Source organism: Paenibacillus sp. VTT E-133280, assembly GCF_002264385.1.
GTDB lineage: Bacteria > Bacillota > Bacilli > Paenibacillales > Paenibacillaceae > Paenibacillus_AQ > Paenibacillus_AQ nitricinens.
Map to the genome: position 1 here is coordinate 115,449 of NZ_NFUX01000007.1, position 18,308 is coordinate 133,756.

Consider the following 18,308-nt stretch of genomic DNA (forward strand, 5'->3'; position numbering starts at 1 on the left):
TACTTTGCTTGTCATCGCCATGTCCCGGCTAGAAGGCAGAACCGGGACATGGCAGCGGCATATATCCTTTGCGCGCGGCGGATTGCTCGCTGGCAAACGTTTCTTCGGCTGGATAGGTGTAGCCGCAGGAACTGCGGTAATACACCTTCATACTGCCTTTCCTCGCCCCAATGATTGTGGGACGCTTCACGAAGCGGCTCCCGCCAAGCGCATAGCTGTTGTACACCTTCGTTCCCATCGGGATACCCTGTACAAAGGCCAAAACGCCGACATCATCCACCGTATTGTTCCAGTCCTCGTTGGAGATCAGAGGAAAGGTGAACGTGTAGGATATGCCGTTTCGAGAGACCTCTTCGTTATATCGATTGATCTGGTAGGCCAACTCATCCTGGATCGCCCGGACAATCGTGCTTCGGCGTACCTGCTCGAACAGCGCAGCATCCTGCAAAAGCGGAATCGTCGTTTGCTGCCGGATGTCCTGTCGTAAGCCTTCATGCCAGCTTCGGCTGGCCGCATCATAGGCCAGCACCTGCTGGTCAAGCGTAAAGGACAGGCTGTTTCCCGCCGAATCGGAATACGCATACGGCTTCTTTGTCCCCCATGCTGGTTTCATAACGGCTTTCCCGTCCGCTCCCGCCCATTCTTGCTCGGCATAGACGTAAAAGCCGTCGTACCCGACGATCACGACAGCGGGAATGTAGCGATGCAATGCCCCTTGCGTCACCAGATCATCCGCAATGCCGAAGCCTGCGTCCAGCGTCCGGTAGAACGTCGCGATCGCTTCTTCCTTATTCAACGCGACACGCTTTGCGGAACCATATTGCGCTTCCTGCTGCTGACTTGCGTTAACGACGAGCAGTCTTGCAGCATCGTCTACCGCCGCATCCAGCGCAGCGTCATATTGCAACTCCGACAGCAGCGTCCGCCGCAACATATCCGTCTCATTCCGATTTACCGTTGCAAAGGGTAAAAAGATCAATGCACCGACAATAGCCCATTCAATCCATTTCATTGCGCACCACCCCGCCATACGGAATCACGATTTTTTCATTCGGGCTGATCGTATTGTTCAGAAAATCGAAGAACAACGTGCCAGCCGTCCGGTTCGTATTACGCACGATCACCGAGAAGCTGTCTCCTGCGCGCATGAGGTAGCGACGACTCGGGTCATCCTTGGTTGCCAGATTGTCGGGGAACAAGATCGGCAGGATCTGCGCATTGAAAAACGCATCGTACTGTACCTCGTAGCCGCCCTTAAAGGTTTCAGGTCGTGTCGGATCGTCGTAAATCGGCACGTACTTCTTGCTGTCATGCTCCATCTGGATCTCGAAGGTATTGCCAGTCGCTGCAAGCACGGTCACGAAATCGTTGTACATCGTTGGCGAGATGCCACCCTTATCCCGAACCGCATCGACGAAGATTGTTGTCGCGCGCAAGGCGACCAGTTCCGAAATATCGTCCTGCTGGTCAAAGGCGGCAGAGAGCGGGTAGAGATAGAGCAGCAGGACAGCGATAAGGACGGCAAAAATTTTGATAAAACTGTTCATGGCAGACTCCTGAGTATCAGCCGCTGCAAGTGGCCGGAAGTATCCCGTTCATAAGCGGGAAGATAACGCCCTTGTAGTCGAATGCCTGCCGATGTGAGCTGCTCCCGTTCCAGCGAAGGCGTGAAGCGAACGCCGTCAACGACGATTTTCGCATCGCCATCTTCCAGTCGGGCAATCGTTTGAAATACTTCCGCGCCAGATACCGCACCGTCTCCCGAGAGTGGCAAATAAGTTTGTTGCACGTTGCGATCCTGCGATTGGCCGGTCACATAGGCGAGCGAATTAAGTGAGGAGCCAGTCTGAAACAGCACCAGACCGCTGCCTGCGGCCATGAGAAAAATGAGCAAGGCTGCACTCATCTCCAGCATTGTTCTTGGCGCATAGTCCATGCGCTACACCTCCTTCATGACGAAAGCGCCCAGCTTAGGCTAGACGCTTTCGTAACTTCATCCGGCCTTATTGCTGCCGGAAGACGATGCCGCGAATGACATTGCTGCTGTCCAGCACCAGATTAGCGCGAAATTTACCGCTCGGATTCACATAGTTAATGTCTGCCTCGTCTACAGTTTGGCTGATCTGGCCGGGGGCGACTCCTTCGACCATGCCGTAGGTGACGCTATCCAGTGGAACGCCAGTATTGATAATCTTGCCGTACCATTGGCCGATTGGATTTTTGCCAGTGACAATTTGAATTCCGAATTGATCCTGATCGCGGAACTTGCGCAGCGCGTTGACGACTTGGCTTCCCGAAAGCGTCGTATTGTCATACACTGTAAACGCCGTTTGCGAAAGCTCCGTTTGAATATTGCTGAAATTGCTTTGCGCCGCCTTGGTCGAGTCCTGGGCTGTAATAAACAACACGACAGCCAGTGTAATCAGTGCAACGGCAAGGAAGATACCTGCGGCCATTACCAGCGCCTTTTGTGCATTGGACATGTTTGATTCTCTCCTTTGAAATAGAAAATAAAAAACGCCTTCCCGTTGATAAGGGAAAACGTCTTCACAGACTACTGGATGCGATTAAGTTGATCGTAGTACACGGTCATCTGGTGCAGGCTGACGACGACAAGCGGAATGACCAAATACCCGAATATCAGCGTCATCAAGGGAGCAAACCCAATCCAGCGGCCCCACCCTGCCTTTTGTTCAATTAACTGCTCGTACTCCTGCTTGCGCTGCTCCCGCGCAAACGCCTGCTCTGCTTCGAGATCATCGAACGCCTGCCGGATTGTCAAATGCTGTGATGCCATCTCTAGTTTTTCGACGATCCGAACAAACGACAGGAACGGCGCATCCTCTTTGAGCTGCGCAAGCGCCTGCTCCTCGCCCTGTTCAAAATGAAGCAGACACGCTTGTAGCGGCTCCTTAAAGACCTGCGCGAACTGCTCCATCCACATCAGAATCTGCTCCACCGACATCCGATCCATTCCGGCGAGCATGGCAATGACGGCTTGCAACTGATCCACTTCGTGTTTCATCTCCATCCGCCGCATACGCCGCTGGAACAGCCTGATACCGACCGGCAGCGCGTATCCGCCCCACGCCGCAGCGCAAGCCAGAAACGCTTCCCACCACGCCAGAAAAGGCTGTTCCAGCTTCTCCAGCTTGTCCAGAATCCGCCGCGCCGTTTCTCGAAGCTGATCCTCCTTGACTTGTACGGCCGGGTCATTGCGCAGCAGGCTGAAGACACTATTTTCGTTTCGCGGCCTCATCTCCTTCAATTGATCGAGCATCCTGCGATCCAGCGCGGAGGCTTCCCGTGCCTTCGTTTCCTCCTCCGGGGACAACTGCCCGAACAGCGTTCCCGGCTTTACTGGCGCATACAACACCTGATGCCGCTCTGCTGCATGCAAGGACACGAACAAGCCCAATACCGCCAAGAATGCAGCGGCCCCGGTCACGATCCGCTGCACATAAAACCATTCGAGACGCAAGGGAGAGGCCGTATCCTTGAGCAGCCGCGTCATGCGTTCTGCTTCGCGCGAGCCGGGAACCGGCCCTAGCCGATGGGATAGCCAGCACATCCACGGCCAGCCGTAAACCCGTTGCTCCCATCTTTTTCGGCTGGTAGGTCTTGCGGTCGCATCCAGCTCCGACAGGTTGCGCAGCAGCACGTAGCATAGCCACACGACGACAAGCAGACAGAGCTTGACGGCCCAGCCGAAAGCGCTGGCGTAGAACGTGTCCATTGTCGGAAAAAAGTGACTGGCCCAGGCTTCAATCGGCCGGGTAAACAGCAGCGGCAGCAGCGCGATAACGGTCAGTCCTTGTAATAAGAAACTGAGGCGCTCGCGGCGAAGCAACTCCAGATTCAGTTCGACAGAAAGCTTTTCCAGTCCCTTGAGGTAGACCGATCCGGTATCGGTTTGCTGGTCGCCGTGCTCCTTGATGAGATACGACAAGCCTGCAAAGCCCTGCAAATAGCGATTCGGGGCAAGCTCCACATATTGCGCTAGTTTATCTTCGGCGTTGCTGTCCGTCAGCATGTCGTACAGCTCCTGCCCGTTTAGCGCCATTTCATACGACTCGCTGTCCGCCGCTTCATAAATGGCTTCCTCCACCATCCCGTGACGATGGTAGTGATGCCGCACGTCCCCAAGAAACAGGCGAAGCTGGCGCAGCAGCCGCATTTCAAGCCGATGGACACCCATATCCGCGAGGATGCCGTGTCCGACCCAGAGCCCCATGCCGAGCATCGCCAGTGTGAAAGGGTCGCGCACCGCAAGGACAAGCGGAATCGCGGCCAGTAGCAGGACAAGCCACATCAGTAGCGCCGATTTCATCACCTCAAGCCGCAGCTTCCATTCGTCCGCGAGCCGCAGGATGACCAATCGTCTGCGAAGATACTGCAGGTAAGTTCTTAAAACTGGTATCTGCTCACAAACGCGATATAGCTGCTGCATGAAGCTGTAAACCGCCTGCTTGCGAGGTGCTTTCCCTGGCTTGCGCAGCGCTTCGTAGCGCCGGACTGCCGCCACTTCCGAATTGCGCCGGGACAGCCACAGAAAGGCCGCAACAGCGGCAAGAAAGAGCACGGTTGCGATACCAAGCAGAGGAGAAAGCCATTCCCGCATCATGACTCATCCCCCCAATGGGATGCCAGAAACGCATCAAAGACGGCCTGATTGGGGCCGCTCAGGTATTCCGCAATCTCGCAGCGACTTTGCTCGGACAATGGATGAACGACAACGTAACGTCCGTCGCGGTATTCCACGAGGTTGCGGGCTGAATAAAGCGGACGATCCGTCGAGCGGCGGAAGTATTCGAGCGCCGTATCCATAAAGGCGGCCATCCGTTCGTCCTTCGTCATTTTCCCGTGAAAGGCTTCCGGGTACGCCGCCTCCTGCGGTACCGGGACGCATTCCGTAATACGCTCGATATAGCGCCGTCCGTCCAGGTCGCGGCGAAGATGGATATCGAAATTGACGACACTGACGACTTGCTGCTCGGCAACACGCTCGTTACTGAAAACGCGAGTTTTAAGCAGCGAATTGCGCAACGACAGAACAAGATCACGAAAAGTCTTCGCATGATGGGTAAACAGCGTGAATAAGGAAGCCACTTGTGCCATCTGCACCATCCAAGCGGCAACCGGATCGGTTGCCACCTCGCCCAAAATATTGACGGAGCCGTCCGTCTTCTTCTGGATGTCCAGCCCTTGCTGGCCGGAAATCGTCTCGGTTTCGCGCAGGCTGACGATATTGCGTTCCGGGTAGATTTTGCGTAGTTGAAGCTCGAAGCTCATTTCTTGTACTCGGATGGGCAGTACTTCTGGAATATGGCGCACCATCGCCATGAGAAGTGTCGTTTTACCGCTGCCCTGCGCGCCGGTAATCGCGGTGATCCTCGCACCCGACACCAAATAACGAATCAGGCCAATCGGCAATTCCGCGCCTTCGTCCTGGATGAGCTGCTCCAGTGTCGCGCTTTGCACATCGAATTTGCGCACAAAAAAAGCCCACGATTCACTGAACCGGGGGCGCAGCACGACGACGCGGGAGCCGTCTGCCATTTCATTGACCTTAAACCCACTGGCCTCAGACAACTGGCCGGGAAAATTGTGCTTGTATATGATCTGGCAAACGCGCCGCAGTTCCTGCTCGGAGCCGAAGGACAGGAAGCTGAGGTGGACGGACTTCCCCTTATAAAACAGCCATACGCTGTCATGCGAACGGGGCAGCGATTGAAGCTGATCGTCCTCCTCCAGCGACCACTCGCCCTCCCACATGAGCGGCGGCAACCCCGATACGCCTCCGGATACGCCGTCCACACGCATGTCGCGCAGCTCGTCCACGACGCTGAAGCCTTTGTAATGCTGATAAATCCGCTGGACGACAAGTTGGAGCTTATCGTCCGTCGTCAACAGAGGGGCTTCACGGACGAAAACGCTATGAATGTCCTCCGCCGTAATCCGATACGTTTCAAGCTGACCTTCCTCGTTTCGTCTTTCCCTATCCCATTCATAGGTTTGAATGAGCCGATCAAGCGCATGAAGCCCGGCTTCCTTTTTGTACGTGTAAAGTAGAATATCAAACTGGTCTTGCGCGGTAAGGGACTCCGGCTGATGGAAAGGCAGCAGGAGGTGCAAATGCGCATCGTCCAGTTCATAGCGCTGCGAGAGCAGATCGGCGATGATCTCCTTAACGTATTCTTTGTCCCGCAGGTCACCGGAGGTGCATCCGCGAAGCGCCTTTTTCAGCTCCGCCCGTTTGCTTTTCCGGCGGCGGTATTCTTCCTCCGACAATCCGAAGTCAGCCAGGTTGCTGCTGGTCAATTCGTGAAGCGCCGTTTTCACGAAAGCGGTCATCGCTTCCAGCGTATAGACCGACGTATCGTCTGCCCGCTCCGGCAATCGTCGGCTCAGACGCAGGTAAAGGAAGAACATTGATAGTAACATGAGAGTGATCAGGATCAGGGCGTTGAGCAGGGTCATCATGGCGCATCGCCCTCCATTCCGCCGAATAGAGGCTGCCTTGCACCAGCGCTGTCGATCACGGCCTTCGCCAATCGGCGCACCTGCTGCACAAACAGGTGATTCTCATGGCCGCTTGCTATCTTCCGGTTGCGAAACCAGTAAGGGGTTGCTTCGCCATGCTGTACCGCGTCCAGCCAGCCTGTATTATGTGCAACCGGATAGACGGACGCGCCCATATGGAATTGGCGCATGAGATTCTTAACAGTAAGCGTCGAATAGGGGTCGTATTGCCCGAACACGAACAGCGTCCTTCGGTGTTTCAGCATCGCTGCTTCTTCCGATTGAAAAAATCGCTCCAGCAGGAGATGGTTTTGCGGCAAGCAAACCACCCATACATCCGGTTGTTGTCGCAATTTTTCGTTCCAAGCCGACTCGCTGCCGCTCCCACCGTCCAGCAGTACCACATCGTAAGCGCGGCGGGCAACCGCAAGCAGCGGTGTGAGCCATTCCTTTGCCGTTTCGATAAAGGTATCCTCCTGCTTGATGGAGCCGGGCAAAATATCCAGACGATCCCGCAACAACGGATGGGCATAGTCGTGAAGCATAACAGGCTCCAACTTGCGGTTTTTCAGCAGACGCAAGAGCGCATCAATTCCCGTGTCCGGGGTATAACTATCATTTCTTGCGGCAGGTCGATAGTACGCTCGCTCAACAGCAGCATAACTGCTTGGCACATGCCCGAGAAGGAGCAGTCGCGCCGAATGTTCCAGTCCCAAGCACGTTGCCGCAGCGATCAGATTGGTCGTTGTCCCGGCCTGACCGGGTACGGGACTCCAAAATATAACGGTAACTCCCATGGGTGTTCTCCTCTCTACCAAACTCGCACGCGCTTACGAGCGATCGCCCAAGCCCGCCGCGCTGCCTTGCGATCGCATTCGCCAAGCTGTTCAAGCATCGTCAGCAGCACCTCGCGAAAGGCTCCGGTCAGCCCTCGAAGGTCGATGCGGCCGTGATGTTGATTGTTCAAATCGACGGCTGCATCACGCTCGTCCAATGGGAAGCGAAACACGGTTTCCTCCCACTGAATATGCCGCATCCGCATTTCGGCTCGCCAAGCTGCCAGATGACCCGGTATAGCAGGATCAAGCATTTCAAAAAACGTAATAGGTGATTCCGCATCCTGCAAACCTAGTCGCAGCATCAGTTCCTCGTTTTTTTCCAGCGATAACCGCTTGCCGTCCCAGCACCATACTCGTTTATTAAAATGATGCAAGCCAGCGGGGTGAACAAACTCAGTATGATCGGTGTCCACTAGCATGATGTCGTAGCTGGGCGTCTCATCTAAGCCTTTTTCAAGCTGCCAAGGTGTGAAATAGCCGTAGGCCACATCCATACCTTCATAGTCCTGAACGGCTCTCCCCACAGAAGCATGCGGCAGATACCCTCGAATGGCCTGCGCGACGGTAGAATCCACCAGCAGCACTTTATGCCCAAGCGCAACTAGCAAACGGCCCAGCACCAGTAAGACATGCGTCTTATCCGCTGCGCCGATAAAAATGATTTTTTTCATGTCCGCACTCCTCATTGATTGAAGATGTCGTCCCACTGATCTCCGCTTGCCGATGGCGCTTCGGTCGCCGGGAGCGTATCCGATGGCAACGAAGGCGAATCGGTAGAAGGACTGTCCGCTGTGACGGAAGTTTCTGTACGAGCAGCGTCACCTATGATTGGCTGCGGATCACTCGTCGGAACCGTCGATTCTTCCAATTGCGGCGTGCTGGCAGGCTGCGCTGCGCTCATGTTATTCCCAAGTCGTGTCGTTGTTCGTTCGTTTTGCAACTGCTGCTGCACGGTTACGCTACCGCTAGTGACACGCAGCTTGTCCGATTCGCTAACCGCCTTCAAATTGCCATCCAGCGTTTGGCGCAGCGTGTGGGCAAGTTCGGTTTTTGCCGTTTCGAGCAAATTAGGATCGTTCTCCATCAGGTTCAGTACCATCTGATTGGCTGGATAGTTGACCACGGCAGCATCCTGCAAGCCCGGCTCGATATACGGTAGGGCATACAGCCGCGCGCCCTGCAAATAAGCATCAATAATGGCACTGGACGATTGGAGGATGTCCATCTCACTTAGCTCCAGCCACACAACTGTACCGGACAGCTCCTCCACCCGCTTTTTAGATAAGAGAACAAAGTCCTCGCCGGTTGGAAAGCCGATACGAACGTCTATATATTGGTCAGTCTTAAGGTTAGAGGGCAACTGAATAACCTGGAACTCCTGTATGCGCAAATCCTTCGGAATAGGCTGTCCTTCATGCAACAGTGAGGAAAGCAGCGGCATGCCCGGCGCAAGCTCGATCTTAGCGCTTTTGCCGATGATGTTCTCCTTGTCGGTCATAACGCCCGGAGGAACCAAGCTGACGGGCATCGGAACAGCCTTCAGGTCATCCCCTTTGATCGCCACGCCTGCCGGTATCGTTTTGGCTGTTGTCCAGACCTCTCGTTTGTTTTGCTGCTCCTCCTGTTTCAACTGCTGAATCTGCCGCTCATACGCCTCTTTCATCTGTTCTTGCTCTTGTTGATAGTCGTTGTACTGCAAAAGCAAATTCAAGGCGGCGGCTACCAGAAGCGCCACGCTGATCGCAATAGCGCCCATGATGAGCGTCTTGCGGTGTCGATACGTCCATGACATCGTTCACGATCTCCCTTCATCTAAATAGAAGAATCTGCGGTTCATTAACGCGCTTCGTCTCGCGGACGCGGCTTCGATGGGGCTTTCTCTGCTTGAAGCTGTGCCAGCTTCTCGGTTGCCCACGTCGGTGTATGCTCCGGCTTCAGAAAGCCAATGAGGTCTTCCCGGTAATAGCGGAATTCATCTCCGGAATAGAGTGTTTGTGCAAAGACGGACCGTCCGCGTGAATTGCCAGAAGCCCCGAAGCCGCCCGTTACCCAAATAAGCTGATTGTCTGCCGTGCGGAACTCCGGCCGCAGCCATTCCGGGCGAACGACGACGATCCTGCCCATGAGATCATCCTCACTTTTGAGGGGCAGGCATTGAGCTGGTTGGATCGGAGGCATCGGCTTCGGGATGGCAGAACGCTCGGTCTGGAGTTTCTCCATTTCCCACTGCATGAGCTTAGTAAACTCCTGCATCGCCTCCAGATAATCCGCAAATCCTTCAGCACCGTAAAACTGATCAACACCAAACAAATTGTTCTGGTCGCAGTAACAAACCTGATAGGGCTTCTCGGTGTTCGCCATATCGATGCCCAAAATGACCTCGACCCTGCCAATCGGCAGCGCCTGATAGACCTCATAGTCGCCAGCCATTCGTTTCTCTTGCGCCATCGTCAGTCCTCCCGACGTTTTTTGTGGTTACGCTTCTTGCGCCCACTTTCTGCTTCCTGAGCTTGCTTGCGAAGCTGCTCTTCTTCCTCCTCAGACGGCCTACTACGCGCAAAACCCGGCCTTTCTTTCATCATGTGTTCATATTGACGGAGTTTTCCTTTCGTAAAGTCCACTCATGATCTCCTCCCCGAAAATGGGCATAAAAAAAGCTCTCCGATAGGGGAGAGTGCGCATGAACAGAGCAACAACGGGTAAATTACCGTTCGTGCTCCCGTTGTCGCCTCTTATACCAACCTTCCAGCAATTGCACGATCAGGTCTTCCTTTTGTTTTTCCGTAAAGTCTCGTGGGAAAAAGCGGTCGATCCGCTCCATCTGGATACTCATTTTTTCTTTCTGATTCGGCTTTTCTTCAGTCAGAATCGAAAAGATGACATCTACGTTAAGCCGTCCATCCTGGCTGAGCTTTTTCATACGCTGCGCCTGTGCCAGCGAAGGTGTGCAATCCTCGGCTTGCATGGTATCGAACAGGGCTTGCTGTTCTTTCTCGGCCAAGTAAGATAGTTCAACGGCAGGATTAAAGGCAATCCGTTTGTCGTCTACCATTTCGAGAATCGGGGCGGTTAGTTCGGTTAGGCGAATGTAACGAGAAATTTGATTTCTACTTTCCCCGACCTGTTCAGCTAGTAACTCCCGCGATTCCTTCCCTCCCGACTTCCGCCCAACTTGGGCGGAAGTTAGGTCAGTACGCTGTCCTTGCCTATTCATTGCCGCCAGTTTCATCTTATAGGCAAACGCCTTTTCGCTTGGTGAAATATGCTCTCGTTGCAGGTTGTAGGCTAAGGTCAACAGCGCCTTACTGTATTGCTACAGCAGGTTTCCGTGACCTCGCCCCCGAACCGTACGTACACCTCTCGGTGTATACGGCTCTCCGTCTATCATCTTTCAGATGAGATGAATTTTCTCGTGGCAAGCAGAGCAAACAACGAGCGTCTTTCGCCGTTTTACTCTCATCATTTCTTCCCACGGTGTATTACCAGTTAAATCTTTAAGTTTTCGCACGTGATGGACTTGGGGACTTTCTGTGTTGATTCCGCATAGCTCGCAAACCCCTACTTTCAGCCGGTCACGCAGTTGATCTGGTCGCCCATAATAGATGTATTGCGGCAGGGTGTCAGTGTCAAATGGGATTGCACGTTTTTTACGTCTAAACCCTGAGTTGTATAACTCACTGAATTTTCTTCCGCTTTTCGTTTCATAGGCTACGCCAAATACGCCGTTGCGACTGAATTTAGCAATGACTTTCTTAACGCTGCACTTGAATTTCAAGCCAAAGGTTTTGTACATGCTGTATTCCAAATTGTGCGCAAAGTTTTTTATGACCGTTGCGTTGTTGGCTATACAATAGTAATTGTACATACCTCGTATTTCAGCGTTGATTTTGGACAGGATTTCTATGTCAGTCCGATTAACAAGCTCACTTCGATGAAGTGTAACCCATTTCTCTCTGCCACGATCATCCTGCCGGATTGCGATAGCCCCGTACTCTTTCAGCTTGTTCAGCCATTTTTCTTTAGGCACATACAGTTTGACCGTTCCACTGTTTGTCTTACGCATTTGACCACGCTTGTCCTTTTTTATGGATGTAGAATTAGATAGCGTAATGTCATAACTAAGAAAGCCCGCTTTATCCAGACAATGCGTTATCTTGGTTTTTTCGTCCGACAGGTCTAGCTTCAGGGCGGTGTGCAGAAATTCTTTTAGGTCCGTTTTCAGTTTTTCAGCATCTTCGCGTGAACCGATTACACCAATGATGAAATCATCAGCATATCTGCAATACTGCAACCTTTTAAACCCGGTATCGCATTGCAGTTTGCTGGGAAATGAATGAAGTGTATCCTGTGCCTGCTTCTGTATAAGCAGCGCTTCTTTACGTTCAAGCGCACTCCAATTTCCCCAATTATTCCGGTTCCTTCTTCTGATGTAGAATAGCTTGCTTGCGGCTTTGGCATAGTCGGGATTAGCATGGCTACAGCCGTAATCAAAGCTTTCCTTATACTGCTCCATGAAGCTATCCAACTCTGACAAATAAATGTTCGCCAGTATTGGACTTGCTCCCGAACCCTGCGCTGTGCCGCTAAACGTCCTGTGATGTTGCCATTGCTCCATATATCCTGCTTTTAACAGCTTCCATATGAGCGCAATGAAATTTTCATCATAGATTCTTCTGCGGAGTATGCTGATTAGTACATGGTGGTCAAAGCTGTCAAAGCATGCCTTGATATCGCCTTCCACAAACCATTTGATACCTGTAAAACTGTTTTGAATTTGCTGTAAAGCAGTATGACAGCCTTTTTTTGGTCTGAATCCGTGCGAGCAATCCGAAAAATTAGGCTCATAGATACTCTCTAACAGCATTCTCACAATTTCCTGTATCAATTTATCGTTGGATGACGGGATACCCAGCGGACGCTTCTTGCTACTGTTTTTCTTCGCAATATATGTCCTTTTCGCCGGGTTTGGCTGATAGCTGAAATCTCTGAGTGACAGGATAATGGCCTCTATGCGCTTTTCACTCATACCATCTATGCTTGTACCATCCACTCCAGGCGTCATACTGCCCGGGGAGCTTCTAATGTTGCGGTAGGCAAGATAGTAGAATTCCGGGTTGTACAAATTCCTGTATAGACGCTGAAATTTGTACTGTTTGTCTGTTGCTCTCTCTGAAAGACTTTTCAATACGCTCATGGGTTCTCTCAATGTCTCACACATCCTTCCCAATTTTGTATTGAAAGATAGACTGCCGCCCTTCGCCATGTGAGCGCCGTTAACGCTCTCGGACTACTACGACGGCTCCGTTGCCATGCTGAATATTCATCACCTTAATAGTGAATAGCCCGTGGGCATTTCAGTTTAGGCAATCCCCGTTTAGAGACACTTGGATAAGCTTGTCATGTTGTCGGATGGGGTTTTCGTCATTTTCCACTTCTTGTGGCTGATTTGTTCCGAATATCTCGCAGATAGCAGACAGCAAAATACGTTCTGCCGGAACAACGGCGTATCATCTTCCTTTCGCCGTGGGGATGATTAGCCCCAATCTCTGACTGCCCTTCAAGCAGTTTAGCTTTCATCCTCATACATGACTTTCCATCTCGGCATTCAGTCGCAGATTTGGAAGTTAATCTGACTTATGCCTTTAACAACATGCTGTTTTTCCTTTTGGGTTTCCCCGCCGGGTTAGTTGTCGATGGCAAGTTGTGCCTGATAGCACTTTGATATTTTCACTTGTTGCTTGCTTAAGGCAACATCCAAATGCTCCGCGCAACACCTTTCGGGTTGCTTACGGGCGCACACTGTCCACCATGATGATAGTCGCCTGATCGTCATCCAATTCACGAACAAGACAAGGGATTGTTTCCATTCCAGCCAGTTCGCTTGCCTTCTTGCGACGATGGCCGGACACCATTTCATAGCCGCCTTCTGCCTTTGGACGAACTAAACCGGGAACAAGAACACCATATTGCTTGACACTATCCGCCATTTCCAGCATTGCTTCATCTGCTCTTACTTTGAACGGATGACCGGGAAAATCACTGATTTCAACCAAAGGAATATCCATCACCTTTTCCCGATATGCATCTGCCCGGCCTTCGTCGGTTGTAAACAAATCATCGACTTTGCTCAGCCTTATGCTGGCGAGTCGATCTTCTTTCGCTGCCAATGTCCTGCACCTCCTTCGTAAATGCAGTATAGGCTTCAGCAACCTGTCCCTTCGGATCATGGGCATAGATGCTTTTGCCTTTAGCGCTTGTTTCCGCCGCGCGAATGGACAGGGGGATTTCGGTATTAAACACGCGTAGCTTATCCCCGTAATCCCGGCGAAGAACAAAAGCAATATCTTTGGCAAAATTGGTTCGGCTATCTACCATCGTGAGCAGCACACCGTCCACAGCCAGTTTCGGATTAATTTGGCGCCGAACGCGGGCAACCGTCTGCAAAAGCTGCGTCATACCTTTCGCGGGCAGATAATGCGCCTGTACCGGGATGATGACGCTATCCGCCGCTGCCAATGCATTGATCGTCATCATGCCCATGCTAGGCATACAGTCGATTAGGATATAATCGTAATCGGCCTTAACGGAATCGATGTACGTGCGCATGATCATTTCCCTGCTCATCGTATTGACCAGCGCCACCTCGACTGCCGATAATTCGATATTTCCTGGCATCAGGTCGATACCTTCGTAATGATGCAGAATACCTTCCCTCTGTTCATACGGTTCCTCCGTCATGCCCTTCACCAACATCGTAGCCAGTGAAATGGATAGACTATCCGGCTCATGATAGCCCAACGAATCCGTTAGGTTTCCCTGCGCATCCGCGTCCACCAACAGAACTTTCTTGCCCTCAGCCGCCAATCCTATACCGAGGTTGACCGCCGTTGTCGTCTTGCCTACTCCGCCTTTCTGATTGGCGAGAGCAATCACTTTTACCATCCTATAAGTCTCCTTTCATGCAAAAAGCCGATTGCGCTGAACATTCAAGTTCAGACAATCGGCTTTCTCGAAGAGTATCTATATAAAAAAAGAACGCCCCCGTAAAGTGGGAGACGTTGTCTTGGATATTCAATTACTCAAGAATACCAACCATAATTCCATCATGACCTATGAAGTATCTATTTTTATTTTCATACTCATTTTCATCCATCAACGACTCAAATATTGATTTATTATCATCGTCACGATCATTGAACTTATATAAATTGCTAAATAAAGTGATAGTTTTCCATAATCGATCAGGAGATGATTCTTTTTGTTCTAGTAATGCACCATTCATTACATTATAGATGGAAGAATCGAGTCCAATTATCAATTTTGTATTAGGTAATTGAGCAGTATAGAACCCATCCTCATTTAACTCTAATAATTCCCCTCGCGACTTTAACAATGCAAATATAGGAGCATAATAATCCTTAAAGAACTGTCCTTTTGAAATGTCCAAGTTGGGAGCAGTCTCAATAAATTCATAAGGATCAACAAGATCACTTGTCCAAATCTCATTCTTGAAATAGGTTAACATCCCAAACCGAAGTACTGGGTATTCACCATCAATTTTCTTCAAATTTAGTGTCTGTTGCTTGGCTTTATCTAACGCACTCGAAACATGATTTTGCCTACCTTTGGCTTCAGTGACTATCCATTCTCCCCTTTTATTAATACCAATTAAATCGGGCCGTTCATTACTATCTTCTCTCCACTTCTTAATAGTTATTCTATCTGTTCCAGCAGATGCGTTTACATACACATCAACGTGCATCAGCCATGGTACATCGAACTTCTTATGAGTAATCAGTTTAGCTCCAACTAGGCCAAGAAAGTAAGAGATTGCTGTTTTTTCTGATGGGTCTAAATTGGCGAAGGCTGGAGTTCTAACAACAGAATTCCCTCTTACACACAAAAAAGCTTCAATCATATTGATCCTGAAAGACATTTCATTTATAGAATAGTTAGAATATTGCATAACCCAATCCCAACTTTTTCTACCGACAGTTAGCGCTGCGTGTAAAACGTCTGCCCAACCGAAGTGTAAGTCATGCCATCCATCTTTTAACTTAAAGTGATGTGGAAAATGTTGAGTAGAATACCTCATTTGCAACATAAAAAATCTCCTTAAGGTTAATCTTGTGCATATGAACTAGCAATTACTTCATAATTTAATTTCGCAGGAAATGGATTTAATATAATTCTATGCCCATTATAACTAGTTTCACTGGCAAAATCACGTTCATAAACAACGGTTCCATCGTTGTTCCCCATCCATAAAAACTTATAAACACAAGAAACGTAAAAGTATCAGTCGTTCGGTATTCACTTTGACAATCTATTATTTCAAATCTCACTGCCGCCATAACACACCTTAGACACATCAATCAATTAATTCAGAACAAGGACATGTATCGATTAAATAAACTCATCTAGTGAACGGCGGTTAACCGTCCTCATAGGCTCTCGCCTCTTCCAGGATCACTGCAAGCCGCCCCCATTGCGATATCTGTGGCTAGACGGAAGTATCATTATCCCTCCGCATGGATTATCGCCTAAATGATACCATCATTTATTTTCTGCATAAGTAGTAATCGCTAACACCCTATAAAAAAGGATGGTCGTGGCGTACCTGCAAAATGGCTTTCCCTTTCGGGCATGCGGGGAACGTACCGGATGAGTAGTTATGTGATTGTCAAAGAGCTATAGAGGTTTTTTCCCTCTACTATCCCTTTCATTTTTGGAGTCATATCGGACCCTTCTCTCAAAAAAAGTTTGAAAAAATAAAAACGGCCACATCAGGCTCTTCAGAGAGCTTGGTGGGCCGCGATTATGATGTAACTGCATCCAATACATAGGTTTGAAAGATTCTGCGATAGAAGATACGCTCAAATATTCGCCTCTCTATTGATGCCCCTCCAATTCCCTAGATTCTCACCGAAGACGCCCCCTCCGCACTCAAGCAATTCTATTTTTAATGTTTACAAAATTTTTTTCTCTCAAGCGTCCGATTTCATCGAAAAAATGAAACGGATAGTAGAGGGACATTTCAGAGTCTCCATGTATTTGACAACTCGTAAGGAGCTTGCCTATGCCAGATAATCAAATTCAATCCGCTGTTGAGCCTGAACCCGATCCTTACCAACTTCTTTTTCAGACCATGCCCGATGTCGTGACGGTCGAACAAATGTGTAACATGCTAGGCGGTATTAGTACAAAAACGGGCCGCAAATTACTTCAATCAGGACGTATCGCTCACTTTCGAATCGGTCGCTTTTACAAAATCCCGAAGCTGAGCATCATCCATTATTTACAGGAAAACTTGGCCCTTGGCACACCACGCGATCATGACACTTTACAGCTTTGAATCATCTTTGATTCCGTTGTTATAATTAAAGTGTCGATGGTAGGAAGCCGGGGCTGCTATCCTGGGAGGGATACAAAATGGTAGCAGGCCACCTACAAGAAAAGAAAGGCAATTACTATATTGTGCTGAACTACAAAGATGAAGAGGGTAAACGTAAAACCAAGTGGATTGCAACTGGGCTGCCGACAAAGGGAAATAAGAAGAAAGCAGAGAGTATGCTGCAAAATGCACGAAAGAACTTTGAAAGTCCTTCTGAATCCGTTGAGGAGGAGGTAGTACCATCAGTTGAGGAAGAAGCAACACCTGAAGAAGAAAGTCCAACCGGCATTCTGTTCGCCGATTTCATGTTGGAATGGCTAGACATGATGAAGTATCGGGTTGAAGTGACTACTCATGCGGCTTATTGTTTTAATGTGAAGGGCAAGATTGTTCCTTATTTCAAAGAAAAGGGGATCTTGCTGGAAGAACTTCAAGCGAAGCATTTGCAAGACTTCTATCGGTTTGTCCTGAACCAGTACAAGATCACAGCCCACACTGCTCAGAAGTATCATGCCAATATTCGTCAAGCATTGCAGCACGCCTTTCGGATGGACATGATTCCTTTCAATCCAGCAGATAAGGTTGATCGGCCTAAGAAGCAACAGTTTATCGGAAGTTATTACAATATCGAGGAACTTAATCAGCTATTTGAAGTCGTGAAAGATGATCCTGTGGAATTGGGCGTGTACTTAGCCGCATTTTACGGCATCAGACGAAGCGAAATAGTCGGATTGAAGTGGAGCGCTATCGACTTTCAGCATCAAACGATTTCCATACGCCACACCGTCATTCCCGTGTCCTATGAAGGGAAACAGATCACTGTGGAGAAAGACCGTGCAAAAAACAAATCCAGTTATCGAACTTTACCTCTCGTACCCGCCTTCTTTGAACTTTTGAAGCGACTATGGGAGGAGCAACAACAAAATCGTGCTTTGTACAAAGACTCTTATTGCTACAAATATGAAGATTACATCTACGTAAACAAACTGGGAGATCGAATCAAACCGGGATATATCACACAACATTTTCCGATTGTTCTTCAGAAACATGGGCTAAAGCATATTCGATTCCATGATCTTCGCCACAGTTGTGCAAGTTTACTGCTTGCAAATGGGGTCAGCCTGAAAGAAATTCAAGAATGGCTGGGGCACAGTCACTACTCCACGACGGCTAACATTTATGCTCATCTGGATTACAGTTCCAAGATATCGTCGGCACAGGTCATGAGCAGCACGTTGCAGATCCCCATTATGCAAAAAGCTCCTGAACCGTCGCAAGGACAGATTCAAGAGCTGGTTCATTCTTAGGGTGGTGCGGTCAAGAGGACTCGAACCTCCACGGTATTGCTACCACTGGCACCTGAAGCCAGCGCGTCTGCCAATTCCGCCATGACCGCACATTTTCCCCCTCAAGTGCCTCTCAGAAAACGGAGAGAACTACAGGAGAGAACTTGAAACAATACTACTGATAAAACCGCATAACAACGCGGATTCTGAGGAATTACGACCGACTTTCGCGCAAGTACCTGAACCGTGCGCGTCTGCCAATTCCGC

Annotated in this window: 18 protein-coding genes and 1 tRNA gene; 2 read left to right on the forward strand and 17 right to left on the reverse strand. The window is 50.0% G+C overall.

Features of this window, described 5'->3' with window-relative positions:
• Positions 1–28: 28 nt before the first annotated feature.
• The 16 genes from CA600_RS05360 to CA600_RS05430 all read right to left on the reverse strand — a co-directional run bounded on the left by CA600_RS05360 (position 29) and on the right by CA600_RS05430 (position 15,465).
• Positions 29–1,012: a hypothetical protein gene (locus tag CA600_RS05360; RefSeq protein ID WP_094869238.1), complete on the reverse strand. Its 984-nt coding sequence runs from the start codon at positions 1,010–1,012 to the stop codon at positions 29–31.
• On the reverse strand, positions 999–1,547 hold the full coding sequence (locus tag CA600_RS05365; RefSeq protein ID WP_094869239.1) for a hypothetical protein: 549 nt from the start codon (positions 1,545–1,547) through the stop codon (positions 999–1,001). The genes CA600_RS05360 and CA600_RS05365 overlap by 14 nt, the downstream gene beginning before the upstream one ends.
• The gene (locus tag CA600_RS05370) at positions 1,544–1,936 is read right to left on the reverse strand and encodes a hypothetical protein (RefSeq protein ID WP_094869240.1); all 393 of its coding nucleotides are present in this window, start codon (positions 1,934–1,936) and stop codon (positions 1,544–1,546) included. Before CA600_RS05370 ends, CA600_RS05365 begins: the two co-directional genes overlap by 4 nt.
• Positions 1,937–2,003: 67 nt before the next feature.
• Positions 2,004–2,483 carry an ABC transporter permease gene (locus CA600_RS05375; protein ID WP_094869241.1) on the reverse strand — a complete coding sequence of 160 codons (480 nt, stop codon included), beginning with the start codon at positions 2,481–2,483 and terminating at the stop codon, positions 2,004–2,006.
• Positions 2,484–2,554: 71 nt separating this feature from the next.
• Positions 2,555–4,624 carry a hypothetical protein gene (locus CA600_RS05380; protein WP_094869242.1) on the reverse strand — a complete coding sequence of 690 codons (2,070 nt, stop codon included), beginning with the start codon at positions 4,622–4,624 and terminating at the stop codon, positions 2,555–2,557.
• Positions 4,621–6,483 (reverse strand): Flp pilus assembly complex ATPase component TadA, encoded by a 1,863-nt coding sequence (locus CA600_RS05385; RefSeq protein WP_094869243.1) that lies wholly within the window; start codon positions 6,481–6,483, stop codon positions 4,621–4,623. Before CA600_RS05385 ends, CA600_RS05380 begins: the two co-directional genes overlap by 4 nt.
• Positions 6,480–7,319 (reverse strand): hypothetical protein, encoded by an 840-nt coding sequence (locus CA600_RS05390; protein ID WP_094869244.1) that lies wholly within the window; start codon positions 7,317–7,319, stop codon positions 6,480–6,482. The genes CA600_RS05385 and CA600_RS05390 overlap by 4 nt, the downstream gene beginning before the upstream one ends.
• A gap of 14 nt (positions 7,320–7,333) precedes the next feature.
• Entirely contained in the window at positions 7,334–8,032 is a 699-nt protein-coding gene (locus CA600_RS05395; protein WP_094869245.1) for a hypothetical protein, read from the reverse strand.
• Between the two features lie 11 nt (positions 8,033–8,043).
• Positions 8,044–9,153, reverse strand: coding sequence for an SAF domain-containing protein (locus CA600_RS05400; protein WP_094869246.1), 1,110 nt, complete (start codon positions 9,151–9,153; stop codon positions 8,044–8,046).
• Between the two features lie 44 nt (positions 9,154–9,197).
• Positions 9,198–9,809 (reverse strand): hypothetical protein, encoded by a 612-nt coding sequence (locus tag CA600_RS05405; protein ID WP_094869247.1) that lies wholly within the window; start codon positions 9,807–9,809, stop codon positions 9,198–9,200.
• A 2-nt stretch (positions 9,810–9,811) separates the two neighbouring features.
• The gene (locus CA600_RS31135; protein ID WP_179281538.1) at positions 9,812–9,982 is read right to left on the reverse strand and encodes a hypothetical protein; all 171 of its coding nucleotides are present in this window, start codon (positions 9,980–9,982) and stop codon (positions 9,812–9,814) included.
• Positions 9,983–10,065: 83 nt separating this feature from the next.
• Positions 10,066–10,575 carry a hypothetical protein gene (locus tag CA600_RS05410; RefSeq protein ID WP_218832759.1) on the reverse strand — a complete coding sequence of 170 codons (510 nt, stop codon included), beginning with the start codon at positions 10,573–10,575 and terminating at the stop codon, positions 10,066–10,068.
• A gap of 177 nt (positions 10,576–10,752) precedes the next feature.
• Entirely contained in the window at positions 10,753–12,567 is a 1,815-nt protein-coding gene (locus CA600_RS05415) for a reverse transcriptase/maturase family protein (protein ID WP_094869248.1), read from the reverse strand.
• Positions 12,568–13,147: 580 nt separating this feature from the next.
• Positions 13,148–13,528, reverse strand: coding sequence for a ParB N-terminal domain-containing protein (locus tag CA600_RS05420; protein WP_441339150.1), 381 nt, complete (start codon positions 13,526–13,528; stop codon positions 13,148–13,150).
• The gene (locus tag CA600_RS05425; protein ID WP_094869249.1) at positions 13,476–14,303 is read right to left on the reverse strand and encodes a ParA family protein; all 828 of its coding nucleotides are present in this window, start codon (positions 14,301–14,303) and stop codon (positions 13,476–13,478) included. The genes CA600_RS05420 and CA600_RS05425 overlap by 53 nt, the downstream gene beginning before the upstream one ends.
• A 133-nt stretch (positions 14,304–14,436) precedes the next feature.
• The gene (locus CA600_RS05430) at positions 14,437–15,465 is read right to left on the reverse strand and encodes a hypothetical protein (protein WP_094869250.1); all 1,029 of its coding nucleotides are present in this window, start codon (positions 15,463–15,465) and stop codon (positions 14,437–14,439) included.
• Positions 15,466–16,440: 975 nt separating this feature from the next.
• On the opposite strand from CA600_RS05430, the gene CA600_RS05435 reads away from it, so the two are divergent.
• A complete protein-coding gene (locus CA600_RS05435; protein ID WP_094869251.1) occupies positions 16,441–16,716 on the forward strand; it encodes a helix-turn-helix domain-containing protein in 276 nt (91 codons plus the stop codon).
• Positions 16,717–16,793: 77 nt separating this feature from the next.
• Complete coding sequence (locus CA600_RS05440; protein WP_094869252.1) at positions 16,794–18,062, forward strand: site-specific integrase; 1,269 nt, start codon at positions 16,794–16,796, stop codon at positions 18,060–18,062.
• Positions 18,063–18,064: 2 nt separating this feature from the next.
• Here CA600_RS05440 and CA600_RS05445 read toward each other — a convergent pair.
• Positions 18,065–18,151, reverse strand: a tRNA-Leu gene (locus CA600_RS05445).
• Positions 18,152–18,308: the final 157 nt, after the last annotated feature.

Bases quoted from the DNA above. Each gene is read 5' to 3' on its own strand.
- CA600_RS05380 (WP_094869242.1), bottom strand. From the start codon at position 4,624: ATGATGCGGGAATGGCTTTCTCCTCTGCTTGGTATCGCAACCGTGCTC.
- CA600_RS05405 (WP_094869247.1), bottom strand. From the start codon at position 9,809: ATGGCGCAAGAGAAACGAATGGCTGGCGACTATGAGGTCTATCAGGCG.
- CA600_RS05375 (WP_094869241.1), bottom strand. From the start codon at position 2,483: ATGTCCAATGCACAAAAGGCGCTGGTAATGGCCGCAGGTATCTTCCTT.
- CA600_RS05390 (WP_094869244.1), bottom strand. From the start codon at position 7,319: ATGGGAGTTACCGTTATATTTTGGAGTCCCGTACCCGGTCAGGCCGGG.
- CA600_RS05395 (WP_094869245.1), bottom strand. From the start codon at position 8,032: ATGAAAAAAATCATTTTTATCGGCGCAGCGGATAAGACGCATGTCTTA.
- CA600_RS05440 (WP_094869252.1), top strand. From the start codon at position 16,794: ATGGTAGCAGGCCACCTACAAGAAAAGAAAGGCAATTACTATATTGTG.
- CA600_RS05410 (WP_218832759.1), bottom strand. From the start codon at position 10,575: ATGAATAGGCAAGGACAGCGTACTGACCTAACTTCCGCCCAAGTTGGG.
- CA600_RS05430 (WP_094869250.1), bottom strand. From the start codon at position 15,465: ATGTTGCAAATGAGGTATTCTACTCAACATTTTCCACATCACTTTAAG.
- CA600_RS05400 (WP_094869246.1), bottom strand. From the start codon at position 9,153: ATGTCATGGACGTATCGACACCGCAAGACGCTCATCATGGGCGCTATT.
- CA600_RS05425 (WP_094869249.1), bottom strand. From the start codon at position 14,303: ATGGTAAAAGTGATTGCTCTCGCCAATCAGAAAGGCGGAGTAGGCAAG.
- CA600_RS05385 (WP_094869243.1), bottom strand. From the start codon at position 6,483: ATGATGACCCTGCTCAACGCCCTGATCCTGATCACTCTCATGTTACTA.
- CA600_RS05370 (WP_094869240.1), bottom strand. From the start codon at position 1,936: ATGGACTATGCGCCAAGAACAATGCTGGAGATGAGTGCAGCCTTGCTC.
- CA600_RS05365 (WP_094869239.1), bottom strand. From the start codon at position 1,547: ATGAACAGTTTTATCAAAATTTTTGCCGTCCTTATCGCTGTCCTGCTG.
- CA600_RS05435 (WP_094869251.1), top strand. From the start codon at position 16,441: ATGCCAGATAATCAAATTCAATCCGCTGTTGAGCCTGAACCCGATCCT.
- CA600_RS05360 (WP_094869238.1), bottom strand. From the start codon at position 1,012: ATGAAATGGATTGAATGGGCTATTGTCGGTGCATTGATCTTTTTACCC.